Source organism: Mesorhizobium sp. M7A.F.Ca.CA.001.08.2.1 (assembly GCF_003998455.1).
Taxonomy (GTDB): Bacteria; Pseudomonadota; Alphaproteobacteria; order Rhizobiales; family Rhizobiaceae; genus Mesorhizobium; species Mesorhizobium ciceri.
Genome location: NZ_RZPW01000618.1, coordinates 1 through 3866 on the forward strand (window position 1 = coordinate 1; position 3866 = coordinate 3866).

Sequence of the window (3866 nt, forward strand, 5' to 3'; positions counted from 1 at the left end):
GTGGTCATGACAAGAGCGAAGGCCTGCCGCTGGTTGCCATCCACGCCGCCAACAACGAGACCGGCGTCATCCAGCCGATCGATCGCATCGCCGGGATCGTCAAGGCGGCGGGCGGCATCCTCATGGTCGACGCCGTGCAGGCCGCCGGGCGTGTTTCGATCGATCTATCAGCGGGTTACGCCGATTATCTGATTCTGTCCTCGCACAAGATCGGTGGTCCCAAGGGCGTCGGCGCCATCGTCGCGGCTTCGGATCTGATGATGCCGAAGCCGTTGATCAATGGCGGCGGTCAGGAAAAGGGCCATCGCGGCGGGACTGAAAACCTCGCTGCCATTGCCGGTTTTGGCGCGGCCGCCCGCGAGGCCCTGGCCGGATTGCCGGCCATAGATGCGGTGCGCCGGCGCCGCGACGAGATCGAGGCCATCGTGAAAACGCTGGTGCCGGACGCGGAAATCTTCGGAACCGGTGCGCCAAGGCTTGCCAATACGGCATTCTTCGCTATTGCGGGCGTCAAAGCCGAAACCGCGCAGATCGCCTTCGATCTGGCCGGCGTAGCGCTGTCGGCCGGCTCTGCCTGTTCGTCCGGCAAGGTCGGACCGAGCCATGTGCTGAAAGCCATGGGATACGGTGACAGCCTTGGCGCCTTGCGCGTGTCGATCGGTCCGGCGACGGGCGCGGAAGACATCGAGTTGTTTCGCGTTGCGCTGACGGGAATCGCCGCGCGTCGGGCGGATAGAGAAAAAGCCGCGTGAGCGGTTGGAGCATCGGACCGAAAAGCGCGTAGCGGTTTTCGGGAAAATCCGATGCTTGACGAAAATGATTTGGGCCATTCGGCCTGGTAGAGCCGTGCGTTTCATGCTGGCCGGGTGAATTTCCGGTCGAAGCGCACTATATGAAACTTACGCTGCCGCAAGCGCCTTTTGGGGTTCGTTTTTGGCGGTGCCATAGTTTGAAAACTGTCGGGCCTTGACCCCGGCGTGGATGGAGAACGCATATGCCTGCTGTGCAGGACACGATCGATCGGGTCCGAAAGATCGACGTCGACCAATACAAATATGGATTCCAGACCGAAATCGCGATGGATAAGGCCCCCAAAGGCCTCAGCGAAGACATTATCCGTTTCATTTCGGCCAAGAAGGATGAACCGTCCTGGATGCTGGAATGGCGTCTGGAAGCCTATCGCCGTTGGCTGACGCTTGACGAGCCGACCTGGGCGCGCGTCCACTATCCCAAGATCGATTTCCAGGACATCTACTTCTACGCGGCGCCCAAGAGCACGCCCGGCCCGACCTCGCTCAGCGATGTCGATCCCGAACTCTTGAAGGTCTACGAGAAGCTCGGTATTCCGCTGCGCGAGCAGGAAATCCTCGCCGGCGTGCAGAAGACCGACGCCTCGGAACTCGAGGAAGTCAGCGACAATGTCTACAAATCGGGCCGCGTCGCCGTCGACGCCGTGTTCGATTCCGTTTCCGTCGTCACCACCTTCAAGAAGGAGCTGGCGCAGGCCGGCGTCATCTTCTGCTCGATCTCGGAAGCCATCCGCGAGCATCCGGAGCTGGTGAAGAAATATCTCGGCTCGGTCGTGCCGACCTCCGATAATTATTACGCGACGCTGAATTCGGCCGTGTTCACCGACGGCTCGTTCGTCTTCGTGCCCAAGGGCGTGCGCTGCCCGATGGAGCTGTCGACCTATTTCCGCATGAACGAGAAGAACACCGGCCAGTTCGAGCGCACGCTGATCATCGCCGAGGAGGGGGCTTACGTCTCCTATCTCGAAGGCTGCACGGCGCCGCAGCGCGATGAGAACCAGCTGCATGCCGCCGTCGTCGAACTGGTGGCGCTCGACGATGCCGAGATCAAATATTCGACGGTGCAGAACTGGTATCCCGGCGACGCCGAGGGCAAGGGCGGCATCTACAATTTCGTCACCAAGCGCGGCGACTGCCGTGGCGACCGCTCCAAGATTTCGTGGACGCAGGTCGAGACAGGTTCGGCGATCACCTGGAAATATCCGAGCTGCATCCTGCGCGGCGACGATTCCTCGGGCGAGTTCTATTCGATCGCTGTCTCGAACGGTTATCAGCAGGTCGACAGCGGCACCAAGATGATCCACCTCGGCAAGAACACGTCGAGCCGCATCATCTCCAAGGGCATCGCCGCCGGCTTCTCGCAGAACACCTATCGCGGCCAGGTCTCGGCGCACCGCAAGGCGACCAACGCCCGAAACTTCACCAACTGCGATTCCCTGCTGATCGGCGACCAGTGCGGCGCGCACACCGTGCCCTACATGGAAGCCAAGAATTCGACGGCGCAGTTCGAGCACGAAGCGACGACGTCGAAGATTTCCGAGGACCAGAAATTCTACGTCATGCAGCGCGGTATCCCTGAAGAGGAGGCGATCGCGCTGATCGTCAACGGCTTCGTCAAGGACGTCATCCAGCAACTGCCGATGGAATTCGCGGTCGAAGCGCAGAAGCTGATCGGTATCTCGCTTGAGGGCTCGGTCGGCTGACCGGACAGATATTCAGGAAACGAAAAAATGCTTGAAATCAGAAATTTGCACGCCCGCATCGTCGATGACGGCACCGAAATCATCCGCGGCCTGAACCTGACGGTGAAAGCCGGCGAGGTCGCCGCGATCATGGGGCCGAACGGCTCGGGCAAATCGACGCTGTCCTACATCCTCGCCGGTCGCGAGGACTATGAGGTGACCGAGGGCGACATCCTCTACAACGGCCAGTCGATCCTCGAAATGGATCCGGCCGAGCGCGCCACGTCAGGCATCTTCCTCGCCTTCCAGTATCCGATGGAGATACCGGGCGTCGCCACCATGGAATTCCTGAAAGTGGCGATGAACGAGCAGCGCAAGGCGCGCGGCGAGGAGCCGCTGAAGATCCCGGAATTTTTGAAGCGCGTGAAGGAAGCCGCCGCCTCGCTCAGCATGGACATGGCGATGCTCAAGCGGCCGCTCAATGTCGGCTTCTCCGGTGGCGAGAAGAAGCGGGCAGAGATCCTGCAGATGAAGCTGCTGGAGCCGAAATTGTGCGTGCTCGACGAAACCGATTCCGGGCTCGACATCGATGCGCTGAAGATCGTTTCCGATGGCGTCAACGCGCTGCGCGCGCCGGACCGGGCGTTCCTGGTCATCACCCATTACCAGCGCCTGCTTGAGCACATCGTGCCCGACACCGTGCATGTGCTCTACAAGGGGCAGGTCATCAAGTCAGGCGACAAGTCGCTAGCGCTCGACCTGGAAGCCAATGGCTATGCCGGCGTGATCGGCGAAGCAGCGTGAGATGCCAGAGGGCAGTTTGATGAATATGCACGCACAACCGCAGCGGACACCGGCCGAGACAGCGTTGATCGACGCGTTCGGCGACCGGTTGTCGCTGCTGCCCGGCGACGGCGCGGTGATGCTGAAGCGCGACGACGCCATCGAGACGATCAAGCACGGCCTGCCCACGCGGCGCGTCGAATCCTGGCACTATACCGACCTGCGCCGGTTGCTGAATACCGTGCCGGACTTCGACCCGGCCGCCTTGGCCAAAGTCATTGCGCCGATCGTCGACGGTTCCACCGTGGTGTCGATCCTGAACGGCAAGTCCGACGCCAAAGCGCCGGTTCTTGAAGGCGTCTCTTTCCAGCGCCTGTCGGAAAAGCTGGTCGACGGCAGCGCAGCAGCTGGGCTCGACCCCTATGGCAGCGACGACGCCATCGGCGCGCTGAACACGGCTTTTGTCGCCGACGGGTATTTCGTCGACATCGCGGATGGTGTGGAACTTGAAAAGCCGGTCGAGCTGCAGAACCTGCAGGCGGGCGGCCAGACCCATGTGCGCCTGGCCGTTCGCGTCGGCGCCGGCGCCAAG

The 3866-nt window shown here is 61.6% G+C and carries 3 protein-coding genes and 1 pseudogene; all 4 read left to right on the plus strand.

The features are described from left to right. On the plus strand, positions 1 to 752 hold a 752-nt coding region (locus tag EN914_RS27560), incomplete at its 5' end, for a cysteine desulfurase family protein (protein ID WP_127389389.1). Positions 753 to 994: 242 nt separating this feature from the next. Further along, complete coding sequence (sufB, locus tag EN914_RS27565; protein ID WP_013532161.1) at positions 995 to 2512, plus strand: Fe-S cluster assembly protein SufB; 1518 nt, start codon at positions 995 to 997, stop codon at positions 2510 to 2512. 27 nt (positions 2513 to 2539) lie between these two features. Continuing rightward, entirely contained in the window at positions 2540 to 3295 is a 756-nt protein-coding gene (gene sufC, locus EN914_RS27570; protein WP_023810312.1) for a Fe-S cluster assembly ATPase SufC, read from the plus strand. 19 nt (positions 3296 to 3314) lie between these two features. Next, positions 3315 to 3866: pseudogene (locus EN914_RS27575) on the plus strand (Fe-S cluster assembly protein SufD); the annotation flags it as partial.